The sequence below is a fragment of the Kitasatospora sp. NPDC058032 genome (assembly GCF_042885845.1).
Taxonomy (GTDB): Bacteria; Actinomycetota; Actinomycetes; order Streptomycetales; family Streptomycetaceae; genus Kitasatospora.
In genome coordinates, this window is sequence record NZ_JBHVRK010000018.1 from 37,895 (window position 1) to 60,570 (window position 22,676).

The 22,676-nt window shown below is 74.8% G+C and carries 17 protein-coding genes; 13 read left to right on the plus strand and 4 right to left on the minus strand.

The annotated features are described in order from the left end of the window. Positions 1-3: 3 nt before the first annotated feature. A complete protein-coding gene (locus tag ACFVUH_RS26035; protein WP_355365173.1) occupies positions 4-1,443 on the plus strand; it encodes an ATP-binding protein in 1,440 nt (479 codons plus the stop codon). A gap of 28 nt (positions 1,444-1,471) precedes the next feature. Here the strand turns inward: ACFVUH_RS26035 and ACFVUH_RS26040 are convergent, their stop codons facing one another. Next, positions 1,472-2,479 (minus strand): TAXI family TRAP transporter solute-binding subunit, encoded by a 1,008-nt coding sequence (locus ACFVUH_RS26040; RefSeq protein WP_387915607.1) that lies wholly within the window; start codon positions 2,477-2,479, stop codon positions 1,472-1,474. Positions 2,480-2,552: 73 nt separating this feature from the next. Here ACFVUH_RS26040 and miaB point away from each other — a divergent pair, with 73 nt between their 5' ends. Both miaB and ACFVUH_RS26050 read left to right on the plus strand, forming a co-directional pair. Next, the gene (gene miaB, locus ACFVUH_RS26045; protein WP_355365167.1) at positions 2,553-4,055 is read left to right on the plus strand and encodes a tRNA (N6-isopentenyl adenosine(37)-C2)-methylthiotransferase MiaB; all 1,503 of its coding nucleotides are present in this window, start codon (positions 2,553-2,555) and stop codon (positions 4,053-4,055) included. Between the two features lie 95 nt (positions 4,056-4,150). Further along, on the plus strand, positions 4,151-4,849 hold the full coding sequence (locus ACFVUH_RS26050) for a class III extradiol dioxygenase subunit B-like domain-containing protein (RefSeq protein WP_355365165.1): 699 nt from the start codon (positions 4,151-4,153) through the stop codon (positions 4,847-4,849). A gap of 81 nt (positions 4,850-4,930) precedes the next feature. Here ACFVUH_RS26050 and ACFVUH_RS26055 read toward each other — a convergent pair whose 3' ends face one another. Continuing rightward, on the minus strand, positions 4,931-5,218 hold the full coding sequence (locus ACFVUH_RS26055; RefSeq protein ID WP_355365162.1) for an antitoxin: 288 nt from the start codon (positions 5,216-5,218) through the stop codon (positions 4,931-4,933). Between the two features lie 138 nt (positions 5,219-5,356). Between ACFVUH_RS26055 and miaA the strand changes: the two genes are divergently transcribed. From miaA to hflX, 5 genes are all read left to right on the plus strand, one after another. Continuing rightward, positions 5,357-6,316 (plus strand): tRNA (adenosine(37)-N6)-dimethylallyltransferase MiaA, encoded by a 960-nt coding sequence (miaA, locus tag ACFVUH_RS26060; protein ID WP_387915610.1) that lies wholly within the window; start codon positions 5,357-5,359, stop codon positions 6,314-6,316. Positions 6,317-6,544: 228 nt separating this feature from the next. Continuing rightward, positions 6,545-7,099 (plus strand): hypothetical protein, encoded by a 555-nt coding sequence (locus tag ACFVUH_RS26065; RefSeq protein WP_355365157.1) that lies wholly within the window; start codon positions 6,545-6,547, stop codon positions 7,097-7,099. Positions 7,100-7,179: 80 nt separating this feature from the next. Continuing rightward, entirely contained in the window at positions 7,180-8,091 is a 912-nt protein-coding gene (dapF, locus tag ACFVUH_RS26070) for a diaminopimelate epimerase (RefSeq protein WP_387915612.1), read from the plus strand. Positions 8,092-8,296: 205 nt separating this feature from the next. Next, positions 8,297-10,537 (plus strand): RelA/SpoT family protein, encoded by a 2,241-nt coding sequence (locus ACFVUH_RS26075; protein ID WP_387915614.1) that lies wholly within the window; start codon positions 8,297-8,299, stop codon positions 10,535-10,537. Positions 10,538-10,747: 210 nt separating this feature from the next. Next, entirely contained in the window at positions 10,748-12,256 is a 1,509-nt protein-coding gene (hflX, locus tag ACFVUH_RS26080) for a GTPase HflX (RefSeq protein WP_355365148.1), read from the plus strand. Between the two features lie 104 nt (positions 12,257-12,360). On the opposite strand, the gene ACFVUH_RS26085 is transcribed toward hflX, so the two are convergent. Then, a complete protein-coding gene (locus tag ACFVUH_RS26085) occupies positions 12,361-13,551 on the minus strand; it encodes a trypsin-like serine peptidase (protein WP_380684127.1) in 1,191 nt (396 codons plus the stop codon). 329 nt (positions 13,552-13,880) lie between these two features. On the opposite strand from ACFVUH_RS26085, the gene ACFVUH_RS26090 reads away from it, so the two are divergent. Genes ACFVUH_RS26090 through ACFVUH_RS26110 form a run of 5 tightly spaced genes read left to right on the plus strand, consistent with a single transcriptional unit; the run spans position 13,881 to position 21,689 of the window. Then, positions 13,881-15,716, plus strand: coding sequence for an IucA/IucC family protein (locus ACFVUH_RS26090; RefSeq protein WP_387915617.1), 1,836 nt, complete (start codon positions 13,881-13,883; stop codon positions 15,714-15,716). Then, positions 15,608-16,336: a GNAT family N-acetyltransferase gene (locus tag ACFVUH_RS26095; protein ID WP_387915714.1), complete on the plus strand. Its 729-nt coding sequence runs from the start codon at positions 15,608-15,610 to the stop codon at positions 16,334-16,336. Before ACFVUH_RS26090 ends, ACFVUH_RS26095 begins: the two co-directional genes overlap by 109 nt. Before the next feature lie 15 nt (positions 16,337-16,351). Then, entirely contained in the window at positions 16,352-17,740 is a 1,389-nt protein-coding gene (locus ACFVUH_RS26100; RefSeq protein ID WP_387915618.1) for a lysine N(6)-hydroxylase/L-ornithine N(5)-oxygenase family protein, read from the plus strand. After that, positions 17,718-19,544, plus strand: a complete 1,827-nt coding sequence (locus tag ACFVUH_RS26105; RefSeq protein ID WP_355365133.1) for an IucA/IucC family siderophore biosynthesis protein — start codon at positions 17,718-17,720, stop codon at positions 19,542-19,544. The genes ACFVUH_RS26100 and ACFVUH_RS26105 overlap by 23 nt, the downstream gene beginning before the upstream one ends. A 12-nt stretch (positions 19,545-19,556) precedes the next feature. Further along, positions 19,557-21,689, plus strand: a complete 2,133-nt coding sequence (locus ACFVUH_RS26110) for an ATP-dependent DNA helicase (RefSeq protein ID WP_355365130.1) — start codon at positions 19,557-19,559, stop codon at positions 21,687-21,689. 77 nt (positions 21,690-21,766) lie between these two features. On the opposite strand, the gene lexA is transcribed toward ACFVUH_RS26110, so the two are convergent. Beyond that, complete coding sequence (lexA, locus tag ACFVUH_RS26115) at positions 21,767-22,552, minus strand: transcriptional repressor LexA (protein WP_380279596.1); 786 nt, start codon at positions 22,550-22,552, stop codon at positions 21,767-21,769. Positions 22,553-22,676 lie beyond the last annotated feature (124 nt).

The window sequence follows — 22,676 nt, forward strand, 5'->3', positions numbered from 1 at the left end:
CACGTGCGCACCCGCCTGCTCGGCATCCTGCTCGCGCTGATGCTCTGCGTCCTCGCCGCGCTCGGACTGCCGCTCGCGGCGGCCTTCGCGGCCGCCGAGCAGAGCCGGGTGGTCGTCGACCGGCTCGACGACGCGGCCCGGTTCGCCCAGGACCTGCCGACCTCCGGCCTCTCCGGCCTGGAGTCGGCGCTCAAGGGCGACCCGCGGCCCGCCCCCGGCGAGCTCAGCCGCCGGCACGCGCTGGACGCCGAGGTGGCGCGCTACCACGAGCTCTACGGGGTGCGGATCGGCATCTTCCAGCGCGACGGCCTGCCGATCGCGGTGGCCCCGGCCGACTGGCGGGTGCCCGTCGACGGCTGGGCCGACCAGGCCTTCCAGGAGGCGCTGGACGGCCGGCGAAGCCACAACCCGCCGCAGGTCTGGCCGTGGACCCCGGACCGCACGCTCACCGTCGCCACCCCGGTGGTCCGCGACGGCGACGTGGTCGCCGTGGTGCTCAGCGAGTCCCCGACCGGCGCGCTGCGCGCCCGGGTGGTGCGCAAGTGGCTGGTGATCGGGGCCGGCGAGGCCGCCGCGATGATCGTCGCGGTGCTGCTCGCCGCCCGGCTCACCGAGTGGGTGCTGCGCCCGGTCCGCACCCTGGACCGGGCCACCCACGACATCGCCACCGGCCGGATGAACGCCCGGGTGGCGCCCGGCGGCGGGCCGCCCGAGCTGCAGCGGCTCGCCCACTCGTTCAACGAGATGGCCGACCACGTGGTGCTCGCCCTGGACCAGCAGAAGGCCTTCGTCGCCGACGCCTCGCACCAGCTGCGCAATCCGCTGGCCGCGCTGCTGCTGCGGGTCGAGCTGCTGGGCCTGGAACTGCCGGAGGGGCACGAGGAGGAGCTCGGCGGGGTCCGCGAGGAGGGTGCCCGGCTGGCCCGGGTGCTGGACGACCTGCTCGGGCTGGCCACCGCCGAGCACGCCCGCCCCGAACCCGAGCCCACCGACCTGGCCGCGCTCAGCCTGGAGCGGGTGGACGCCTGGCGCCCGCTGGCCGGCAGCCGCGGGATCGAGCTGGCCTGGGAGGGGCCGGCGCTGGCCCTCGGCCTGGCCGACCCGATCGGCTTCGGCAGCGCGCTGGACGCGGTACTCGACAACGCGCTGAAGTTCGGTCCCGAGGGGAGCCGGGTGCGGGTGCTGGTCGCCGCGCGGCGCGAGGAGGCCGCGGTGACCGTCTCGGACCAGGGCCCCGGCCTCACCGAGGAGGAACTGGCCCGGGCCGGTGACCGCTTCTGGCGCAGCACGCGCCACCAGAACGTGGACGGATCGGGCCTCGGCCTGTCCATCGCCCGTACCCTGCTCCAGGCCGCCGGCGGCTCGCTCACCTTCGGCACCGCCACCCCGTCCGGCCTCGCGGTCACCCTCGCGGTGCCCCGGGCGGACCGCAAGAAGCCCTAGCGGCCGGGCTCCTCCTGGCGGCCGGGCCTCAGGGCTTCACCGAGCGGTAGTAGCGGGCCGCGCCCTCGTGGAGCGGGAGCGGGTCGGTGTAGACGGCCGTGCGCAGGTCGACCAGCTGGGCGGCGTGCACCTGGGCGCCGATCTGGTCGCGGCTGTCGATCACCGCCCGGGTCATGCCCTGGACCAGGTCGTCGTTCACATCGGACCGGGTGATCAGCAGGTTGGGCACGGCGACGGTGGCGACCGCGTCCTGCGGTACGGCGTCGGGGTAGGTGCCCTTCGGCATGGTGGCCGCCCGGTAGGCGTCCGTTCCGCCGCCCTCGACCAGGTGGATCGACTCGGTGAGGTCGCCCAGCGGCACGATCCGGATCCGGACCTGCTCGGACAGCGTGGTGAGCGCGCTGGTCGGCAGCCCGCCGGACCAGAAGAAGGCGTCCAGCTTCCCGGCCCGCAGCTCGTTCGCCGCGTCGCCGATGCCCAGGAACGCCGGCTTGATGTCGCGGTCCGGATCCAGCCCGGCCGCCGCCAGCAGCCTGCGGGTCACCAGGTTCACGCCGGAGAGCGACTGGCCGACGCCCACCCGCAGGCCCTTGAGGTCGGCGGCGCGGAGCACCGGGGAGCCGGCCGGCACGATCAGCTGCAGGTAGTCGTCGTAGAGCCGGGCGATGGCCCGCAGCTTCTCCCGGCCGGGGCCGGTGTACTGGGCCACGGCGTCGGCGGTGGCGATGGCGAAGTCGTCCCGGCCGGTGGTGACCCGGGCCAGGTTGTCGAGCGAGCCCTCGGAGTTGTCCAGCTCCAGCCGCACCCCGGGCATGGTCCCGGCGAGGTGGGGGACCAGCAGCTGCCCGTAGCGGTCGTAGACGCCCTGCTGGACGCCGGTGGCCAGCCTGGTCGTGCCGCGCGGGTAGCGGGCCGAGCCGCCCGCCGACAGCCACCAGCCGCCCAGGCCGGTGAGCACCAGCACCAGGGCCAGCACGATCCGCCACAGCGGCCGGCGGGCCGCGGCGCGCAGACGGGAGGGAGTGCCGGGATCCATGGAAGGGATAGTGCCAGGCGCACCGGTGGAACGGGAGGGAAAAGTCGTTCGCGGCTGCCCGTACCCTGGTTGGGTGAGCGGTGACAGCGGATCGAAGAGCTACAAGGTCGTCACGTACGGCTGCCAGATGAACGTCCACGACTCCGAGCGGCTCTCCGGGCTGCTGGAGGACGCGGGGTACGTCAAGGCGGGGCAGGACGGCGACCCCGACCTGGTGGTGTTCAACACCTGCGCGGTGCGGGAGAACGCCGACAACAAGCTGTACGGCAACCTCGGCCAGCTGGCCCCGGTCAAGGGCCGCCACCAGGGCATGCAGATCGCCGTCGGCGGCTGCCTGGCGCAGAAGGACCGCGACACCATCGTCCGCAAGGCGCCCTGGGTCGACGTGGTCTTCGGCACCCACAACATCGGCCACCTGCCGGCCCTGCTGGAGCGCGCCGCGGTCGAGCGGAAGGCCCAGGTCGAGATCCTGGAGTCGCTGGAGACCTTCCCCTCCACGCTGCCCACCCGCCGCGAGTCCGCCTACGCCGCCTGGGTCGCGATCTCGGTCGGCTGCAACAACACCTGCACCTTCTGCATCGTCCCCGCGCTGCGCGGCAAGGAGGAGGACCGCCGCCCGGGCGACGTCCTCGCCGAGATCGAGGCGCTGGTCGACGAGGGCGTCATCGAGGTCACCCTGCTCGGCCAGAACGTCAACGCCTACGGCTCCGACCTGGGCGACCGCGAGGCCTTCTCCAAGCTGCTGCGCGCCGCCGGGCAGGTCGAGGGCCTGGAGCGGATCCGCTTCACCTCGCCGCACCCGCGCGACTTCACCGACGACGTGATCGCCGCGATGGCCGAGACCCCGAGCGTGATGCACCAGCTGCACATGCCGCTGCAGTCCGGCTCCGACCGCGTCCTCAAGGCGATGCGCCGCTCCTACCGGCAGGAGCGTTTCCTCGGCATCATCCGCAAGGTGCGGGAGGCGATGCCCGACGCGGCCATCTCCACCGACATCATCGTGGGCTTCCCGGGCGAGACCGAGGAGGACTTCGAGGAGACCATGAAGGTCGTCCGCGAGGCCCGCTTCACCAACGCCTTCACCTTCCAGTACTCCAAGCGCCCCGGCACCCCGGCCGCCGAGATGGACGACCAGATCCCGAAGGCGGTCGTCCAGGCCCGCTACGACCGGCTGATCGCCCTCCAGGAGGAGATCTCCTGGGAGGAGAACAAGAAGCAGGTCGGCCGCACCCTGGAGATCCTGGTCGCCGAGGGCGAGGGCAAGAAGGACGACCGGACCGACCGGCTCTCCGGCCGCGCCCCGGACAACCGCCTGGTGCACTTCAGCCGGCCCGCCGAGCCCGTCCGCCCGGGCGACATGGTCACGGTGGAGATCACCTACGCCGCCCCGCACCACCTGCTGGCCGAGGGCCCGGCGCTCGCGGTGCGCCGCACCCGGGCGGGCGACGCCTGGGAGAAGCGCCAGGCCAAGCCCGCCGCCAAGCCGGCCGGCGTGATGCTGGGCCTGCCGTCGATCGGCGCCCCGGCGGCGCTCGCGCCGGCCGCCCCGGCCGGCGGCGCCTGCTGCGGGGACTGACCCGCCGCGGGGAGCGACCCGCTCGTCCGTGAACGGCCCGGTGGGACTCCGCAGTCCTGCCGGGCCGTTCCGCGTTCTTGGTTAGAGTGATCCACATGCTGGTTGCCGCCGCCGTGTGCCCCTGTCCGCCGCTGCTCGTCCCGGAGGTCGCCGCCGGGGCGGCGGCCGAGCTGGAGCCCTTGCGCGCGGCCTGCGACGAGGCGCTCGGGGTGGTGCTCGCGGCCGGGCCGGAGCTGCTCGTGGTGGTCGGCACCGGGCCGGAGGCCGAGGTGTGGACCGAGGGCGGGGCCGGTTCGTTCCACCGCTTCGGCGTGCCGCTGGTGGCCGCGCTGCCGGGCGGGCGGGCCGAGGGGCCGGAGCTGGCGCCCTCGCTGACCGTCGGCGCCTGGTTGCTCGGCCGGGCCGGGGTGACGCTGCCGACGCACGCCTGCGCGGTGCCGGCCGACGCGCCCGCCGACCGGATGCTCGGGCTGGGCCAGGGCCTGGCCGGGCTGGCCGACCGGGTCGGACTGCTGGTGATGGGGGACGGCAGCGCCTGCCGGTCGCTGAAGGCGCCGGGTTACCTGGACGAGCGCGCCGAGGGCTTCGACGCCGGGCTCGCGCGGGCGCTGGGCTCGGCGGACACCGCGGCGCTGGCCGCCCTGGACGTGGCACTGGCCGCCGAACTGCGGGCCGAGGGCCGGGCGCCCTGGCAGGTGCTGGCCGGCGCCGCCGAGGGCGCCGGCCTCACCGCGAGGCTGGGCTACCAGGACGCGCCGTACGGCGTGGGGTACCTGGTCGCCTCCTGGAGCTGAGCCCTCCCTGAGCCCTTCCTGAGCCTTCCCGAAGCCGGATCGGGCGGGCCGGGCCGGGCGGGCCGGGCCAGGCGGGCCGGGTCAGGCGGGCGGGGTGGTGCCCGAACCGGTGCCGGCGTCCGTGCCGGGGGCCGAACCGGGGTCCGTGCCGGGCTCCTGGGGCTTGTGGGCGAAGTCGTCCACGGCGCCCTTGGCCTTGCTGGTGCCGTGCTCGATCTTCTCCGTGTACTTGCCCTTGGTGGCCTTGTCGATCGCGCCGCCGGCCTTCTCCACCGCGCTCCCGATCTGGTCGCTGTGCTTGCCGGCGAACTCGCTGGCCTTGTCCTTGAGCTCTTCGGCCTTGCCCTTGAGGTTGTCCATCAGACCCATGGCGCCTCACCTTTCCTCTGCTGTCTCTCTCACAACGTCCGTCAGGGCGGAACCGTTCGCAACGGGACGGTCCGGTGGAAACCGGGTGCGCCCGGCCGGTCCGCCCGGCCGGTCCGCGTTTCCTGGCAGACTTGACCGGTGAGCAGCTCCACCACCGCCCAGTCCGCCCGCCCCCGCGTCGTCTCGGTCGTCGGCGCGACCGCCGCCGGGAAGTCCGACCTGGCCGTCGCCCTGGCCCGCGCCCTCGGCGGCGAGGTGATCAACACCGACTCGATGCAGCTCTACCGGGGCATGGACATCGGGACGGCCAAGCTCACCGAGGAGGAGCGCGGCGGCGTCCCGCACCACCTCATGGACATCTGGGACGTCACCGAGGCCGCCAGCGTGGCCGAGTACCAGCGGCTGGCCCGGGCCGAGATCGACCGGCTGCTCGCCGCCGGCCGCACCGCCGTCCTGGTCGGCGGCTCCGGCCTGTACGTCCGGGCGGCGATCGACGAGATGGAGTTCCCGGGCACCGACCCGGCGGTCCGCGCCCGGCTGGAGGAGGAGCTGGAGCGGGTCGGCCCGTACGTGCTGCACGGGCGGCTGGCCGGGCTGGACCCGGCCGCGGCGGAGGCGATCCTGACGAGCAACGGCCGGCGGATCGTCCGGGCGCTGGAGGTCATCGAGATCACCGGGCGGCCGTTCACCGCCAGCCTGCCGAGCAACACCGCCGTGTACGACGCGGTGCAGATCGGCGTCGCCGTGCCGCGCCCCGAGCTGGACGAGCGGATCACCCTGCGGGTGGACCGGATGTGGCGGGCCGGGCTGCTGGACGAGGTGCGGGAGCTGGAGGCGGTGGGGCTGCGCGAGGGGCGGACGGCCTCCCGGGCGCTCGGCTACCAGCAGGTGCTGGACCACTTCGCCGGCGAGTGCACGGAGGACGAGGCGCGCGCCGAGACCGTCCGGGCCACCAAGCGCTTCGCCCGGCGGCAGGAGTCCTGGTTCCGCCGGGACGACCGGATCCACTGGCTCGCGCGGCCGGCCGGCACCGACCCGGTGGAGCTGCTGGACCGCTCGCTGGAGCTGATCGACCGTCAGGAACTCGCCGTCCGGTAGGCGCTTTCCGGCCATCGGGTGGTGCAGTTGCGCGCGCAGACGGGCGTGCAGGACGGCATGGCGGTCACGGCCGGATCACGTGATGGCCACGGATCACCCGTCGGCCCCGGTCAGGCCCGGAACGCCCCTCTGGACATGCCATCATCGATGTCATAAGGGTCGGCCCGGGCGGGTCGACCGTGCCCGGCCGCGAGTCCGCACTCGTGTCGAACTGTCAGGGGAGGCCGCGTGTCCACGGGTACCGGCCCCGAAACCGGCCAGAGCGCCAGGCCCGCCAACGGCGCGCCCGGCAGCAGCGGTGGCGGCAGCGCCACGGCACAGGCCGGCGGTCTCGACGCCTCGACGCTGCCCGACCTGCCGGTGCTGCCCGGCCTCGACGTGCCCACCTCCTACGCGGTCGCGCTGCCGGCCCTGGACACCCGCGCCCCCGCCGGCGCGGTGCACGAGCGGGAGATCCGGCCGCGCCGCCGGCTCCGCTGGTGGCAGATCCTGCCGATCGCCCTGGTGGCCACCGCCGGCTCGCTGATGTTCGCCTTCCCGCTGGCCTTCGGCTCGGCCGGGACCGGCTCGGCGATGGTCGGGATGCTCGGCCTGCTGCTCACCGCGGCCTCGCTCGGCTGGGGCGCGATGGCGGCCCGGCACGCGGGGTACAAGTGGCCCGGCCTGCCGCGCCGCGGCACCGGCGAGCGGGCCGGCTGGAAGGCGATCGTGGTCTACACGCTGATCGTGCTGGCCGCCGCGGCGCTGGCCCTGTACCGGGTCGTCCGGCTCTCCGGGAGATAGCCCTCCCGGACGGGGGCCGGGAGGGCCCGGGGCCGGAACCGGAAGGCGGCGGTCCACCGTGCCTCGGTACCATCGGGAGGGTGACCGCATCCTTCGCGCAGCCCGTCGGCCTCCCCTTCCTCAAGGGGCACGGCACCCAGAACGACTTCGTGATCGTCCCCGACCCCGACGGCCGGCTGGCCATCGGCCCCGAGGCCGTGGCCGCGCTGTGCGACCGCCGGGCGGGCATCGGCGGTGACGGGCTGCTGCGCGTGGTGCGCTCCGCCGCCGACCCGGTGGCGGCCGACCAGGCCGACCGCGCCGAGTGGTTCATGGACTACCGCAACTCCGACGGCTCGATCGGCGAGATGTGCGGCAACGGCATCCGGGTCTTCGCCCGCTACCTGGTCGAGGCCGGGCTGGCGAAGCCGGGCGAGCTGCCGGTGGCCACCCGGGCCGGCCTGCGGACCGTGCGGGTCGCCGAGGACGCCGAGGACGGCACGCCCGGCGAGATCACCGTCGACATGGGGCGGGCGAAGCTGCCCGGTCCGGACGCGATCGAGGTGACGGTCGGCGGGCGCAGCTGGCCGGCCCTGAACGTCAACATGGGCAATCCGCACGCGGTCGCGTTCGTCGAGAGCCTGGATCACGCCGGCGATCTGCTGAGCGCGCCGCCGGTGAGCCCCGAGGGCGTCTACCCGGAGGGCGTCAACGTCGAGTTCGTGGCGGACCGGGGTCCGCGGCACGTCGCGATGCGGGTGCACGAGCGCGGCTCCGGCGAGACCCGCTCCTGCGGCACCGGCGCGTGCGCCGTCGCGGTGGCCGCCGCCCGTCGGGACGGTGTGGACCCGGCGGTCACCGGCGAGGCGGTGACGTACACGGTGGACGTGCTGGGCGGCCGGCTGACGATCACCGAGTACCCGGACGGCCGGGTGGAGAAGACCGGGCCGGCGGTCGTCGTCGCCCGCGGTGAGCTGGCCCCGGCCTGGTCGGCGCTGATCCGGGAGGACTGACCCGCCGTCATTCACCGTTGCCCGCCCGGCTGGGCGGGCCGGTGGTGCGACGGCCCCGCGTTTCCCCAATTCGTACGGGATCGAATCCCCCCGTTCGGGTGATACCACTGACGGACGGGAAGCGGGGCCTCGCGGAACGTGCTCTGCTCGGTAGCATGGACCACCGGGTCGGCCCACGCCCCCGGTACTGCTGCCGGAGGTGCCGATGACCATCGAAGCCGGGCAGCCCCTGGCGGGGCAGCCGACGTCCGCACGGCAAGCCGGGCCCAGACGCCCGCTCGGCGGGTTGGGCCGGGCCGCGCTCGGCCGGGCCGGCCGGGCCGCGCTGCTGGCCACCGGCCGCCCGCCGGTGCCGGACGCCCTCGAACCGCTGGTCCAGGCGCACCGCCGGCACCATCCGCAGGCCGACCTCGGCCTGCTCGGCCGCGCCTACCGGCTGGCCGAGGCGAGCCACCGCGGCCAGAAGCGCAAGAGCGGCGAGCCGTACATCACCCACCCGCTGGCCGTCACCGTGATCCTGGCCCAACTCGGCGCCGGGACGACCACCTTGGTCGCCTCACTGCTCCACGACACGGTCGAGGACACCGAGTTGACGCTGGAGCAGGTGGCCGAGGAGTTCGGTCCCGAAGTCGCCTACCTGGTCGACGGGGTGACGAAGCTGGAGAAGGTCGACTTCGGCGCGGCGGCCGAGGCGGAGACCTTCCGCAAGATGCTGGTCGCCACCGGGGACGACGTCCGGGTGATGGTCATCAAGCTCGCCGACCGGCTGCACAACATGCGCACCATCCGGCACATGAAGCCGGCCAGCCAGGTCCGGATCGCCAAGGTCACCCGGGACGTGCTGATCCCGCTGGCCGAGCGGCTGGGGATCCAGGTGCTCAAGGCGGAGCTGGAGGACATCGTCTTCGCCACCCTGCACCCCGAGGAGCACGCCCGCACCCGCGCCCTGCTGGGCCGGCACGAGGCCGGTCCGGACACCCTGCTGGCCCCGTTCGCCCACAGCCTGGCCCGCCAGCTCGCCGAGGCCGGGGTCGCCGCCGAGGTCACCGTCCGTCCCCGGCACTGCGTCTCGCTGCACCGGGTGCTGCTCAAGCGGGCCGCCGCCCCCGGGCCGGACGGCAAGCCGCAGGGGCCGCAGCCGGCCGACTTCGGGCGGCTGCTGGTGGTGGTCGAGGAGAACGCCGACTGCTACGCGGTGCTCGGCGAGCTGCACACCTGCTGGACGCCGCTGCCCGGGGAGTTCAAGGACTTCGTGGCCGCGCCGAAGTTCAACCTCTACCAGTCGCTGCACACGGCGGTGGCGCTGGCCGGCGGCGAGGTGGTCGAGGTGCTGGTGCGCACCCGGCGGATGCACGAGGTCGCCGAGACCGGGGTGGTCGCGCTCGGCGACCCCCGGCAGCCCGGGACCGGTGGCGAGCAGGGCCGGGACGAGCTGGACCGCACCGACCCGGCCCGGCCCGGCTGGCTCTCCCGGCTGCTGGAGTGGCAGCAGGAGACCCCGGACCCGGACGCCTTCTGGTCCGCGCTCACCGCCGACCTGGCCGGGGACCGCGAGATCACGGTGGTCACCGAACGCGGCGAAACGCTTCAGCTCCGGGCCGGCGCCACCTGTGTGGACGCCGCCTACCTGCTCGGCGAGGAGACCGGCCACCGCTGCATCGGGGCCCGGGTGAACGGCCGGCTCGCCGCGCTCTCCACCGTGCTCCACGACGGCGACCGGGTGGCCGTCCTCACCGAGGAGGCCGCGGGCCCGGCGCCCGAGTGGCTCGCGCACGCCCGCACCCCGGGCGCCCGGCTCGCCATCGAGCGCTGGCTGGCCGACCACGCGCCCCGCCGCCCGGTGGTGCGCACCGGCCCGTCCGCCGGGCAGCCCGCGCCGCCCGACCGCCCGGTCGCCGCCGGCCGCCGGGCCGCCCCGGTCACCGTGGCCGGCCGACCCGGGGCGCCCGTCCGGCTGGCCCGCTGCTGCACCCCGGTACCGCCGGACGAGATCGTCGGCTACCCGATCCGCGCCGGCGCGGTCGCCGTGCACCGGGCCGGCTGTCCGGCGGGGGAGCGGATGCGGGCCGACGGACGCGGCGCCCTGGAGGTCCGCTGGCGGCCCGGCGGCGCCCCGGCGGCGGGCTTCCGGGCCACCCTGCGGGCCGAGGCGCTGAACCGGCCCCGGCTGCTGGCCGACCTGACGGCCGCGATCTCGGCGGAGGGCGTCGGGATCGCCTCGGCGGAGGTGGAGCCGCCGCAGGAGCTGCGGGTGCGGCACACCTACACCGTCGAGCTGCCGGACCCGGCCGCGCTGGCCGCCGTGCTGCGGGCCATGCTGCGGGTCTCCGGGGTGTACGACGTGGAACGCCCGTACGCCCCGGCGGGCGGCGGTCCGGGCCGCGCCCCCGCCGCCCCGGCGGGCGACCCGGCGGAGGCGCCCGGGCCCCGGCGGAAATCCGGGTGACCCGCACGACCCCGGCGTGCGACCATCATGGGGAATTCACGGCCGGACCGCGGCGTTGACCGGGCGGAGGAGTCTCAGCCCGTCCCGCGGCCCCGAGGGGTAGCTCACACCTCGCCCGAGTGCTAGACGGGGCGGCAGCTGGGCAGACTCCGGGCACGACCGTCCGTACGGTCGCGCACAGGCCACCCGTTCCAGCAGCCAAAGGACAGAATGACCTCCACGTCCGACACCCGCGACCACGCCGACGCCCCGCGCCGCTTCGACGGTCTGCGGGCGGAAGCCCTCATGGACGAGGACCTCGCGGCCATCGACGAGGACCTCGGCCACCACTACGACGGCGACCAGTACGACCGCAGCGAGCGCGCCGCGCTCCGTCGTGTCGCCGGCCTCTCCACCGAACTCCAGGACGTCACCGAGGTCGAGTACCGCCAGCTCCGGCTGGAGCGCGTGGTGCTCGTCGGCGTCTGGACGGACGGCACCCTGGAGGAGGCGGAGAACTCGATGGCCGAGCTCGCCGCGCTGGCCGAGACGGCCGGCTCCGAGGTGCTGGACGGCGTCATCCAGCGCCGCGACAAGCCCGATGCGGCCACCTACATCGGCTCCGGCAAGGCGCAGGAGCTGCGCGACATCGTCTCCTCCACCGGAGCGGACACCGTGGTCTGCGACGGTGAGCTCACCCCGGGCCAGCTGATCCACCTGGAGGACGTGGTCAAGGTCAAGGTCGTCGACCGGACGGCCCTGATCCTGGACATCTTCGCCCAGCACGCCAAGTCCCGCGAGGGCAAGGCGCAGGTCTCGCTCGCGCAGATGCAGTACATGCTGCCGCGGCTGCGCGGCTGGGGCCAGTCGCTCTCCCGGCAGATGGGTGGTGGCGGCTCCGGCTCGTCCGGCGGCGGCATGGCGACCCGTGGTCCCGGTGAGACCAAGATCGAGACCGACCGGCGCCGGATCCGCGAGAAGATGGCGAAGCTCCGCAGGGAGATCGCCGACATGAAGAAGGGCCGCGACACCAAGCGCCAGGAGCGCCGGCGCCACCAGGTGCCGTCCGTGGCCATCGCCGGTTACACCAACGCCGGCAAGTCCTCCCTGCTCAACCGGCTCACCGGCGCGGGCGTGCTGGTGGAGAACGCGCTGTTCGCCACCCTCGACCCGACCGTGCGCCGGGCGCAGACCCCGAGCGGCCGGGTCTACACCCTGGCCGACACCGTCGGCTTCGTCCGGCACCTGCCGCACCACCTGGTCGAGGCGTTCCGCTCCACCATGGAGGAGGTCGGCGACGCGGACCTCATCCTGCACGTGGTGGACGGCTCGCACCCCGAGCCGGAGACGCAGCTGGCCGCCGTCCGCGAGGTCGTGGTCTCGGTCGACGCGCAGAACGTGCCGGAGATCGTGGTGATCAACAAGGCCGACGCGGCCGACCCGCACGTGCTGCAGCGCCTGCTGCGCCGCGAGCCGCACGCCATCGTGGTGTCGGCCCGCACCGGCGAGGGCATCGACGAGCTGCTCAAGCTCATCGACGACGAGCTGCCGCGCCCGGCGGTCGAGGTGCACGTGCTGGTCCCGTACACCCAGGGCGCGCTGGTGTCCCGGGTGCACGCCGAGGGCGAGCTGCTGGGCACCGAGCACACCGGCGAGGGCACCCTGCTGCACGCCAAGGTGCCGGCCGAGCTGGCCGCCGAGCTGGAGCACTTCGCGGTGGCGCTGACGCCGCAGGGCTGAGCCGCCGCCGTACGGTCACGGGCCCCGGTCCCCTCGTGAGGGGGAACCGGGGCCCGTTCGCGTGCCCGGTGCCGGGAGTCCCGGGGGAGGCCCGGGGCCGGGGGCTACTTCTTCTTCGAGATCCAGTCCAGCGCCTGCTTGGCGACCGTCTCCAGGTACGGCCCGCTCAGCGAGGTGTGGTCCTGGGTGCCGATCGAGGTGTTGGAGACCAGCGCGAGCTTCCCGTCCGGCATCGGCGCGAACCAGCCGCCGCCGCTGGAGCCCTGGGTCATGTTGCAGCCGATGGTGAGCATCGACGGGCGCTTCGGGTCGAAGGAGAGCCTGGTCGGCTTCCCGCCCTCGCACTTGTAGAGCTCCTGGCCGTCGAACGGCTTGTAGAGCGGGTAGCCGATCGCGGCGACCGCGAGCTTGTCGCGCGGGGCGTCGAACCAGACCGGGACGGCCCCGCCGACCGTCTCCTCCAGCGACTTGCCGCTGTCGTTCTGGTTGCTCACCCGCATGATCGCGAAGTCGTACTGGTTCGCGGCGTCACCGGTGCCGCCGCCCTCGACCAGCCACTGCGGTGAGGTCACCACGTCCTTGGCCCACCAGGTGCCGAGCGGCGCCAGCTCGGACAGCGGGGCCTTCTTGCCGCCGCTGGAGGCACCCGAGTTGTTGTAGGCCGGGACGAAGACCAGGTCCTTGAAGTAGCTGCCGCCCTTGCCCGGGTGGACGCAGTGGCCGGCCGTCCAGACCAGGTTGCTCCGGCCCGGGTTCGCCGGGTCCTGGATCACGGTGGCCGAGCAGTTGCCGCGGCCGCCCTCGGCCGAGAAGAAGACCTTGCCGGAGGGCTGCTTGGTGTACGGGCGCGGCACCGGCACGGCCTTGACCACCGGCGGCTCGGGGTCGGTGACCCCGGCGTCGTCGGCGGGCTTGGCGGTGGGCGGCGCCGGGTCGGCCGGCTTGGAGTCGCCCATCTTGTCCGGGTTCCAGAAGTCCTTGACGATCGGGTTGTTGAAGACGTGCTTGGACGCCCAGTTGTCCCAGTCCTCGAACTTCCACTTCGTCAGGTCGTCCCAGCTCTTGGGCAGGCCTTCCAGCAGGCCGGTCGGCAGGCCCGAGGGCAGGGTGATGCCGCCGATCACGCCACTGCCGCCCCCCGCGGCGGTGGCGGAGGCGGACGCGGTGGGGCCGCCGGAGGGCGGCGTCGCGACGGCGTCCCCGCCCGAGGGCCCGTCCGGGCCGCAGGCGGTGACGGCGAGCAGGGTCCCCGCGGCGAGGAGCGCCGCCGCGGCTGACCGGTGGATCGCTGGCATGGTGCTGTCCCCCTGGTAGTTCGGTGTCGGCGGCGGACCGCCGTCCTGGAGTCTGCCACTGGCCACCAGGACGGGCCCGGGCGGCCCCCGGGTTCCGGTTCCGGGCGAAGGTCACCGATCCGTGACGCGCGGACCGACGGCCCGGCCGCGCGACGGACCCGCTTTCCCTCCCGGGCGGGACAATCACCGATCTTCACCCGGACGAGTGAGCGGTCCTTGTGATCACCCCTCAGGGATAGGTAACCCTTACCTGACGCGAGGGTGCGAGCGCCCGCCAGTTCCCTCCACCCCCTTGCGCGTCGGCACGCCACGCGCTTCAAGGAGCAGCATTGAGCACCGCCCTGACCGGAGCCCCGCCCCGACTCCCGGCCCGCCGCCCCGCCACCACCGCGGCCCCGGCCCCCTGCGACCGGCTGCTCCACCCCGACCCGGTCGTCGCCGCCGAACAGGCCGCCCTGGAGGCCCTGCTGCGCTGCTGGACCCGGGAGACCGGCGCCGTCCCCGGCCCCGACGGCCACCTGCGGATCGCCGTCCTCGGCGGCGCCGCCCGGCTCTCCGCCCCGGTCCGGCACTGGTCGCCGGCCGGCTGGCACCGGTTCGGCCCGGCCACCCTCGCGGCCGGCGAGGCCAGCGCGGCGGGGGACTTCGCCGACGCCCCGGTGGACGCCGTCACCGCCGCCGCCCTGCTCGCCGCCGCGGCCGCCGACCGCCCCGACCCCGGTCAGGTCGCCGACCTCGCCGCCCGGGTCGCCGACTCGGTGGTCCGCACCGCCGACATCCTCGTCCACCACCGCTCCGCCACCGCCCCGGTGCCCGGCGGACCCGAGCGCTCGGAGTTCCTCGCCGCCGAGCAGTCCCTGCTGCTCGGCCACCCGATGCATCCCACCCCGAAGAGCCGCGACGGCCTCGGCCCCGCCCAGAGCGCCGCCTACTCGCCCGAACTGCACGGCTCCTTCCAACTGCACTGGTACGCCGTCGACCGCGAGCTGCTCGCCGCCGGCTCCGCCGTCGCCCGGAGCGCGGACCGGATCACCGCCGGGTTCCTCGACGACCCCGCCCTCCTGCCGCCCGGCACCGCAGCCCTGCCGCTGCACCCCTGGCAGGCCCGCGAACTCGCCCACCGCCCCGTCGTCGCCCAACTTCTCGCCGAGGGCCGGCTGCACGACCTCGGCCCGTCCGGCGCCCCCTGGTACCCCACCTCCTCGGTGCGCACCGTCTACCGGCCCGGCACCCCCTGGATGCTCAAGCTCTCACTGGGCCTGCGGATCACCAACTCCCGCCGGGAGAACCTCCGCAAGGAGCTCCACCGCGGTCTGGAGATGCACCGGCTGCTGGAGAGCGGCCTCGGCGCCGAGTGGCGGGCCGTGCACCCCGGCTTCGACATCGTCCGCGACCCCGCCTGGATCGGCGTCGACCACCCGGACCTCGGCGACCCGGGCGGCCTGGACACCGTGCTGCGCGCCCAGCCCTTCGCACCCACCGACCGCGTCTACTGCGTGGCCGGACTGGTCGCCGAACGGCCGCACGCCGCCCGCGCCGGCGACACCGTCCCGTCCCGGCTCGGCGACCTGCTGCGCACCCTCGCGGCCCGTACCGGCCGCCCGCTGCCCACGGTGACCGCCGAGTGGTTCCTCCGCTACCTGGACGCCGTCGTGCTGCCGGTCCTCTGGCTGGACGGCACGGCCGGCATCGCCCTGGAGGCCCACCAGCAGAACAGCCTGGTACTGCTGGACGCCGAGGGCTGGCCGAGCGGCGGCCGCTACCGCGACAACCAGGGCTACTACTACCGGCAGAGCGCCGCCGACCGGCTCACCGCCCGGCTGCCCGGCCTCGGCGCACACAGCGACACCTTCCTCGACGACCCGGTGATCGACCACCACTTCGCCTACTACCTGGGCATCAACCATGTGCTCGGACTGGTCGGCGCGCTCGGCTCCCAGCAGCTCGCCGACGAGGCCCTGCTGCTGGCCGCGCTCCGCCGCTTCCTGGCCGGGCCCGCCGCCACCGCCACCGGCTCCGCGCTGCCCGGCCTGCTGCTGGACGCCCCGACCCTGCCCTGCAAGGCCAATCTGCTCACCCGGATCAACGGGCTGGACGAACTGGTCGGCCCGGTCGCCACCCAGTCCGTGTACGTCGACATCCCCAACCCGGTGGCCGGCGCGTGAGCGGCCCCGCCGGCCCCGCAGACCCGGCTGACCAGACCGGCCCGGCCCGGCCGGGCGCGGACGAGGACCCGGCCCGCTGGGGTGCCATGCCCACCGCCGCCGGCGAGTTCCGACTGCGCCGCGCCCGGCTCCCGGCCGACCTCGGCCTGCTCACCGGCTGGATGAACGACCCGGAGGTCGCCGCCTTCTGGGAGCTCGCCGGACCGCCCGCCGTCACCGAACTGCACCTGCGCGGCCAACTCGACGGCGACGGAAGCAGCCTGCCCTGCCTCGGCCTGCTCGACGACACCCCGATGAGCTACTGGGAGGTCTACCGCGCCGACCTCGACCCGCTCGCCGCGCACTACCCGGCCCGGCCCCACGACACCGGCCTCCACCTGCTGCTCGGCCCGGCCACCAGCCGCGGCCGGGGCCTCGGCGCCACCCTGCTCGCCGCCCTGGCCGACCGCGTCCTGCGGGAACGGCCGCGCTGCGAACGGGTGGTCGCCGAGCCCGACGTCCGCAACCGGCGCTCCGTCCGCGCCTTCCTGCGGGCCGGCTTCCGGCTCGCCGCCGAACTCGACCTGCCCGGCAAACGGGCCGCCCTGATGGTCCGCGACCGGACCCCGCACCCCGCCTAGGACTGCACCCGCCCCATGGACACCCCAGCACCCCCGCCCGGGCCGTACGACCTGCTCGGCGTCGGCATCGGCCCGTTCAACCTCTCGCTCGCCGCGCTCGCCGAGCCCGTCCCCGGCCTGCGCACCCTCTTCTGCGACCGGCGCCCGGAGTTCCGCTGGCACCCCGGGATGCTCGTCGACGGCGCGCGGATGCAGGTGCCGTTCCTCGCCGACCTGGTCTCCCTGGTCGACCCGACCAACCCGTGGTCCTTCCTCAACCACCTGCGCGAGCAGGACCGGCTGTTCCCCTTCTACTTCACCGAACGCTTCCAGCTCACCCGCCGCGAGTACGACCACTACTGCCGCTGGGCCGCCGAGCGGCTCGCCAACTGCCGCTTCGGCACCGAGGTCACCGCCCTGCGCTGGGCCGGCGACCGGTACCGCGCCGAGCTGCGCGACAGCGCCACCGGGCGCACCCGCACCGTCGAGGCGCGCAACGTCGTCCTCGGTGTCGGCACCCTGCCGGTGCGCCCTGCCGCCTTCGCCGCCCTGGACGGCCATCCGCGGGTCTTCCACTCCGCCGACTACCTCGACCGGCGCGACAGCCTGGCCGGCGCCCGCGACATCACCGTCGTCGGCAGCGGGCAGTCCGGCGCCGAGGTCTTCCTCGACCTGCTGCGCCGCCACGACGGCGACGGCGTCCGGCTGCGCTGGCTCACCCGCACCCGGGCGCTCGCGCCGATGGAGTACTCCAAGCTGGGCCTGGAGCACTTCACCCCCGACTACACCCGCTACTTCCACGGCCTGTCCAGGGAGGTGCGCGACAGCCTGGTCGAGGCCCAGTGGCAGCTGCACAAGGCCGCCTCCGCCGAGACCCTCGCCGAGATCCACGACCACCTCTACGCACGCACCGTCGGCCGGCCGGTCGGCGACGCCCCGGTCGAGATCACCCCCGGCACCGCCGTCACCGACACCCGCTCCGGCCCCTGCGGCGGGCTCGAACTCGACTGCCGGCACACCGACTCCGGCACCGCGCGGGTGCTGCGCACCGACGCGGTGGTGCTCGCCACCGGCTACCGGGCCGCCCGCCCGGCCGCCCTGGAACCGCTCGCCCACCTTGTCGACTGGGACGCCGCCGGCCGCTACCGGGTCGACCTCGACCACCGGGTGGCCACCCTGCCCGAGGTCACCGGCGGGCTCTACGTCCAGAACGGCGAGCTGCACACCCACGGGGTCGGCACCCCCGACCTGGGCCTCGGCGCCCACCGCGCCGCGGTGATCCTCAACGCCGTCACCGGGCGGACCGTCCACCGGCTGCCCGAGCGCACCGCCTGGACCGGCTTCGCGCCGCCGCCCGCCCCCGTCCCCGTACCAGCCCTTCCCCGACCCCAGGAGCCGACCCGTGCCGCAACCGCCGGCCGCTGAACCGCCGCTGTACCTGCCGCCGCAGCTCACCGCCGGGCACTGGCAGCGGGCCGGCCGCGCACTGCTGGCCAAGATGCTCGGCGAGTTCGCCTACGAGGAGCTCGTCACCCCCGTCGAGACCGGCGCCCCCGGCGGGTACGTGCTCAAGCTCCCCGGGGCCGAGTACCGCTTCACCGCCCGCCGCGGCGCCTACGACGGCTGGCTCGTCGACCCCGGCTCGGTGTGCTGCGACGCCCCCGAGGGCCCCGACCCGCTGCGCTTCCTCACCCACGCCCGGCACGCCCTCGGCCTGCGCGGCGACACCACCGGCCACCTGCTGCGCGAACTCACCGCCACGCTGACCGCCGACGCCCATCTGCTGGCCACCGGGCTCACCGCCGCCGAGCTCGCCGACCTCGGCCACACCGCGCTGGAGGGCCGCCAGGGCGGTCACCCGTGGATCGTCCCCAACAAGGGCCGGATCGGCTTCTCCGCCGCCGACGCCGCCCGCTGGGCGCCCGAGGCCCGCGCCCCGCGCCCGCTGCCCTGGATCGCCGTGCACCGCCGGCTGGCCGAGTACCGTGGCGTGGCCGGGCTCACCGACCCCGCGCAGCTGTACCGCCGCGAGCTGGACGACCCGGACGCGCTGCGCGCCCCGCTCGGCGCCGCCGCCGACGACTACCTGCTGCTGCCGGTGCACCCCTGGCAGTGGGACGAGACCGTGCTGCCGCTGTTCGCCCCGTGGATCGCCTCCGGCGAGATCGTCCCGCTCGGCACCGACGGCGACCTGCGGCTGCCCCAGCAGTCGATCCGCTCGTTCTTCAACGAGAGCCACCCGGAGCGCTGTACCGTCAAGCTGCCGCTGGCCATCCTCAACACCCTGGTCTGGCGGGGCCTGCCCACCGAGCGCACGCTCGCCGCGCCCGCCGTCACCGCCTGGATCCACGGGCTGCGCGACGCCGACCCGTTCCTGCGCGACGAGTGCCGGGTGGTGCTGCTGGGCGAGATCGCCTCCGTCACCGTCGACCACCCGCTCTACCGCGAGCTGCCCGAGGCCCCCTACCAGTACAAGGAGCTGCTGGGCGCGATCTGGCGCGAGCCGCTCGGCCCCGCGCTGGCCCCCGGCGAGCGCGCCCGCACCCTGGCCGCCCTGCTGCAGACCGGCAGCGACGGACGGCCGCTCGCCGCCGAGCTGATCGCCCGCTCCGGGCTCGCCCCCGCCGAGTGGACCGCCCGGCTGTTCGCCGCGATGCTGCCGCCCCTGCTGCACTTCCTCTACCGCTACGGGCTGGTGTTCTCCCCGCACGGCGAGAACGCCATCGTCGTCTTCGACGAGCGGGACGTGCCGGTGCGGCTGGCGGTCAAGGACTTCGTCGACGACGTCAACCTCAGCGACCAGGACCTGCCGGAGCTGCGCGGCCTGCCCGCCGAGGTGGACGCGGTGCTGCTGCGGGAGGACCCGCAGGGCCTGTGCCAGTTCCTGCACTCCGGGCTCTTCATCGGCGTGTACCGCTACCTGGCGCCGCTGCTGGAGGCGCGGACCGGCCTGGCCGAGGCGCGGTTCTGGGCGCTGCTGCGCGCCGAGGTGCTGCGCCACCAGGCACGTTTCCCGGAACTCGCCGACCGCTTCGCGCTGTTCGACCTGTTCCGGCCGCGGATCGACCGGCTCTGCCTGAACCGCAACCGGCTGCTGCTGGACGGCTACGGGGACCGCCCGCACCGCCCGCACGCCGCCCGGCACGGCACCGTGCCCAACCCGCTCGCCGCGGACGGGGCGGCGCCGCTGCCCGGACAACGGGACCGGATTGTCACCCCCGCCCCGTAGGGTGGGAGGGTCATGACGAACGACTCCGAATCCCAGCTCCCCGCCGAGGACGCCGACCCGGCCGGGAGTTCCGCGGACGCCCCGGTCGAGGCCGTCCCCCGCGCCCGCGTCCCCGAACTGCTGCACGCCGCGGTCGCGGCCGTCGGCGGCGTCGAACGCCCCGGCCAGCTCCGGATGGCCGAGGCCGTCGCCGACGCCGTCGACAACAACGAGCACCTGCTGGTGCAGGCCGGCACGGGCACCGGAAAGTCCCTCGCCTACCTGGTGCCGGCGCTCGCCCACGGGGACCGCGTGGTGGTCGCCACCGCCACCCTGGCGCTGCAACGCCAGCTCGTCGAGCGGGACTTGCCGCGCACCGTGGAGGCGCTGCATCCGGTGCTGCGGCGCCGGCCGCTGTTCGCGATGCTCAAGGGCCGCTCCAACTACCTGTGCCTGCACCGGGCCAACGAGGGCACCCCGAGCGACGAGGGCGAGGGCCTGTTCGACCCGGTCGAGGCGATGGGCGGGCCGGCCGGCAAGCTCGGCCAGGAGGTGCTCCGGCTGCGCGACTGGGCGGACGAGACCGAGACCGGCGACCGGGACGACATGACCCCCGGGGTCTCCGACAAGGCCTGGGCCCAGCTCTCGGTCACCTCCAAGGAGTGCCTGGGCGCCAGCCGCTGCGCGTACGGGCAGGAGTGCTTCGCCGAGAAGGCGCGCGAGCGGGCCAAGCTCGCGGACGTGGTGGTCACCAACCACGCGATGCTCGCGATCGACGCGATCGAGGGCGCGCCGGTGCTGCCCGAGCACGGGCTGCTGATCATCGACGAGGCCCACGAGCTGGTCAACCGGGTCACCGGCGCGGCCACCGCCGAGCTGACCGTCGGCGCCGTGAACCGGGCGGTGAAGCGGGCCGCGCGGCTCGCCAACGAGAAGGCCGTGGACGCGCTGCAGGCCGCCGCCGAGAACTACCACGGCCTGATGGAGACCGCCCAGCCCGGCCGGGTCGAGGAACTGCCCGAGTACCTCGGGTACGCCGTCACCTCGATCCGGGACGCCGCCCGGCAGGTGATCACCTCGCTCGGCGAGACCAGGGACAAGGGGCTCAGCGACGAGGACGCCGTCCGCAAGCAGGCGATGGCCTCCGCCGAGGCGCTGCACGAGACCGCCGACCGGCTGCTCCAGGACTCCGAGTACGACGTGGTCTGGATCGAGCGCAGCGACCGCTACGGGCTGGGCACCGCCTCGCTGCGGGTCGCCCCGCTGAGCGTCTCCGGGCTGCTGCGGGAGGGCCTGTACAAGGAGCGCTCGGTGGTGCTCACCTCGGCCACCCTCAAGCTCGGCGGGGACTTCAACGGCGTGGCGGCCTCGGTCGGCCTGCCGTCCGAGGCCCGGCTGCCGGACGTCCGCACCCCGGGGGACAACCCTGAGGCCGCGGGCGAGGGCTTCGGCGACGAGCCGGTGCCGCACTGGCGGGGGATCGACGTCGGCTCGCCGTTCAAGTACCCCAAGCAGGGCATCCTGTACGTCGCCAGGCACCTGGCCGATCCCGGGCGGGACCCGGAACGGCCGGACATGCTCGACGAGTTGGCCGAGCTGATCGGCGCGGCCGGCGGGCGCACGCTGGGCCTGTTCTCCTCGATGCGGGGCGCCCAGAAGGCCGCCGAGGCGATGCGGGAGCGGCTGGACCACCGGATCCTGCTCCAGGGGGAGGACACCCTGGGCGAGTTGATCCGCGAGTTCGCCTCGGACGCGACCACCTGCCTGTTCGGCACGCTGTCGCTCTGGCAGGGCGTGGACGTGCCCGGCTCGGCCTGCCAGTTGGTGGTGATGGACCGGATCCCGTTCCCGCGGCCGGACGACCCGCTGATGAGCGCCCGGCAGAAGGACGTCGAACAGCGCGGCGGGAACGGCTTCATGGCCGTCGCGGCGACCCATGCGGCGCTGCTGATGGCGCAGGGCGCGGGCCGGCTGGTGCGCGCGGCGGACGACCGGGGTGTGGTGGCGGTGCTCGACCCGCGGGTGGAGACCAAGCGGTACGGAGGCTTCTTCCGTTCCTCGATGCCGGAGTTCTGGTACACCACGGACCGCAATCAGGTGCGCCGCTCGCTGGCGGCGATCGACGCCTCGGCGGCGCCGGTGCGGCCGGTGGTGAAGCGGGGCTGAGCCGGTCCGGAGGGGCTCCGCGCGGTCTGCGGGGAGCCCCTTCCTGTGGGCCGGGTTCCTGCGTGCGGGGGCGGGCGTCAGAGGCGGCGGAGGACCGCCACGACCTTGCCGAGGATGGTCGCGTTGTCGCCGTTGATCGGCTCGTAGGCCGGGTTGTGCGGCATCAGCCAGATCCGGCCGTCCTCGCGCTTGAGGCGCTTGACGGTGGCCTCGCCGTCGATCATCGCGGCCACGATGTCGCCGTTCTCGGCGACCGGCTGGCGGCGGACGGTGACCCAGTCGCCGTCGCAGATGGCCGCCTCGATCATCGAGTCGCCGCGCACGGTGAGCGCGAACAGCTCGCCCTCGCCGACCAGCTGGCGCGGCAGCGGGAAGACGTCCTCGACCGTCTGCTCGGCCAGGATCGGCCCGCCGGCGGCGATCCGGCCGACCAGCGGCACGTAGGAGGTGGAGGGGCGGCCGGCGGTCTCGGCGGTGTTCGGCCGGGCCACCTCGACGCCGCGGACCTCGTAGGCGCGCGGGCGGTGCGGGTCCCGGCGCAGGAAGCCCTTGCGCTCCAGCGCCATCAGCTGGTGGGCCACCGAGGAGGTGCTGGAGAGGCCGACGGCCTGGCCGATCTCGCGCATGGACGGCGGGTAGCCGCGCCGCTGCACCGAATCCCGGATGACCTCGATCACCCGGCGCTGGCGCTCGGTGAGGCCGGCCTCGTCGGTGCGGATGCCGGGCGGGCGGCCGGGCGCGGAGCGGGTCGGGGCGGGGTGGGCGTCGTCGAGCACGGGGGAGTGCTCGATGGGCTGGTCCGGAACGCGGCCGACGCCGGAAAGGCCCGGGCCCGGGGGGCGGTGGTCTTCGCTACGGTCCATGCTGTCCACACTCTGCTGATTCGTGGTGCGCTGCCCCACCTTGAGCTGGGAGTGTTCCTGCACCGGGATGGTGTTGCTTTCGACGGTGTTCACGGCGGCCCCTCTCGACGGCTGTCCTCTCCTT

Coding starts and splice junctions, on each gene's coding strand:
- lexA (WP_380279596.1), bottom strand. CDS start 22,552: ATGGACCGTAGCGAAGACCACCGCCCCCCGGGCCCGGGCCTTTCCGGC.
- ACFVUH_RS26100 (WP_387915618.1), top strand. CDS start 16,352: ATGGACACCCCAGCACCCCCGCCCGGGCCGTACGACCTGCTCGGCGTC.
- hflX (WP_355365148.1), top strand. CDS start 10,748: ATGACCTCCACGTCCGACACCCGCGACCACGCCGACGCCCCGCGCCGC.
- ACFVUH_RS26050 (WP_355365165.1), top strand. CDS start 4,151: ATGCTGGTTGCCGCCGCCGTGTGCCCCTGTCCGCCGCTGCTCGTCCCG.
- ACFVUH_RS26110 (WP_355365130.1), top strand. CDS start 19,557: ATGACGAACGACTCCGAATCCCAGCTCCCCGCCGAGGACGCCGACCCG.
- ACFVUH_RS26075 (WP_387915614.1), top strand. CDS start 8,297: ATGACCATCGAAGCCGGGCAGCCCCTGGCGGGGCAGCCGACGTCCGCA.
- ACFVUH_RS26085 (WP_380684127.1), bottom strand. CDS start 13,551: ATGCCAGCGATCCACCGGTCAGCCGCGGCGGCGCTCCTCGCCGCGGGG.
- ACFVUH_RS26055 (WP_355365162.1), bottom strand. CDS start 5,218: ATGGGTCTGATGGACAACCTCAAGGGCAAGGCCGAAGAGCTCAAGGAC.
- ACFVUH_RS26040 (WP_387915607.1), bottom strand. CDS start 2,479: ATGGATCCCGGCACTCCCTCCCGTCTGCGCGCCGCGGCCCGCCGGCCG.